2 protein-coding genes are annotated in these 1988 nt (G+C 39.3%); both read right to left on the minus strand.

Annotated elements, in window-relative coordinates; genetic code table 11:
* Positions 1-596: alcohol dehydrogenase catalytic domain-containing protein (locus OQ279_RS18860; RefSeq protein ID WP_266071424.1), on the minus strand; the 596-nt coding region annotated here is incomplete at its 3' end.
* 341 nt (positions 597-937) lie between these two features.
* Positions 938-1939 (minus strand): GTPase, encoded by a 1002-nt coding sequence (locus OQ279_RS18865; RefSeq protein ID WP_214476294.1) that lies wholly within the window; start codon positions 1937-1939, stop codon positions 938-940.
* Between the last annotated feature and the right edge of the window lie 49 nt (positions 1940-1988).

Below are 1988 nucleotides of genomic sequence, written 5' to 3' on the forward strand. Positions count from 1 at the left end.
GCAAATTTTTGCGTCATTAAGCCGATTGGACCACAGCCTAAAACAACGACTGTATCTCCTTTTTTCACTCCGCCGCTTTCAACACTCCAATAAGCTGTCGGTAATACATCCGACATAAAGAGCAGGGACTCATCTTCAAGCTCAACCGATTCAGGGATCACAAAGGGCACAAAGTTACCGAATGGCACACGGAGCAATTCGGCTTGTCCGCCTTGATAGCCTCCATATCGTTCTGTAAATCCAAAGTAACCGCCAGTATCCACATGTGGATTTGTGTTGGAGTTGTCACACTGACTTTCCATATCATTGGCACAATAGTGGCAGTGACCACAGGAGATATTAAAAGGAAGTACGACACGATCGCCTTTTTTCACTTTCTCCACACTCGGTCCTACTTCTTCAACAATTCCCATCGGCTCATGACCAATCACATAATCTTTGGATGCCGGAAGAGCTCCTTGATAAATATGAAGATCTGAACCGCAAATAGCTGTAGAAGTTACTCGAATAACGAGGTCATCACTTTTTTCAATCTTTGGATTCGCTACCTCTTTAACCTGAATATCTTTTGCACCTTGGAAAGTAACAGCTTTCATATTAAAAATTCCTCCTGAAGTAAGTGATTTTTAATAAAATTGAAACTTATAACTTTTACTTCCCTTATTTTCGCAAGGGTAATCAGGTTAATTTATTTCTTTGGTATGTATTAAATAATTAGGATATTTTACCAGATTTTTTGTTTCTGTTAGTGATGGAGTTAGGCCGGCGTATTGCCAGATTCTAAATGATTGGAATCGAGGAACCTGTTCCTGAAACCCAACAATGGGTCGAGGAACCTGTCCCTAAAACCCGCCGCAAACTGGGTCAAGGAACCTGTCCCCACAACCCACCCACAACCCACCGCCAAAATAAAAAAGCTAACATAACGTTAGCTTTTTTAAGATTCAACCTTATCCTTCATAAAAGACTTAGAAAGAGTCTTCAAGATTTCGGCATTTAGTTCAATGTCATTTTCATACGCATATTTAATGGCATATCCTAATCCGAGCGTCATACTGCCGGCTATGCCTGCACCTGCAGCGGAGCCAGCGCCGGGAATGAATTTTACTGCTTGTCTGAATAAGCTTTTGCCAATATTACCTGCGAATGTTGCGATTGCCAGTTCTTTTGCCCGGTCTTTAGAGAGCGGCTTTTCGTATAATGTTGCTAATTTTACCATTAGCCCCACTTGAATACTGGTAAGCGGAATAATATCAGAACCAGGGAGTGGCACCGCACCTACAGCAGCGGCAGATGAGGCAGCTGCTAGAATCCATTTGTTCGCCGTCGAAGACTTTTCTTTAATTTGCCTGGCAAAGAGAATGTCTTTATTTTTTTCTTTAAGGATATCCAAGATAGCATTTCTGAGCATATCCACGTTTTGCCCAGTTCTTGAGGAAATCGGTGTGACTTTAAAATCGTAGTTTGTTTTATCTTGTACATATTTTACAAGATTAGGAATGTCCTCAGCAGCATCTATTTTATTCAAAACAAAGATGATGTTCTTGTTTACTTTTCTTATATTGTCAAAATGCTTCTTTTCACCTTCGGAAAACACAGTTCCTGCAGCATTTAAGAAAAATAAGATGACATCTGCCTCTTTATAAAACTTCAGCGTTTCTTCGGAATTTTTATGATTAATATCATCAAGTCCAGGTGTGTCAGCAAATATGATTTTGTCTTTGTATGGATACTTCTTTACAATGACAGTTTCTCCTGGCTCGGCACCAACAGAAGCGACTTCTTCCCCAATTAATCGGTTTAATGTAGAAGATTTCCCTGCATTAACATCACCAATCATGGCAAAAACAATTTCTTTCTCAAGCTGTTCATTTACTTTTTTCATCTCATCATCATAGGCTTTATTGAAATCATTTTCATTGAATTTAAAATCTGTCATATTCGTCACTCCTTTTACAAAATTTTAGCAAATTTGCTCGGAATTTGCA

The sequence above is a fragment of the Salinimicrobium profundisediminis genome (assembly GCF_026241755.1).
GTDB lineage: Bacteria > Bacteroidota > Bacteroidia > Flavobacteriales > Flavobacteriaceae > Salinimicrobium > Salinimicrobium profundisediminis.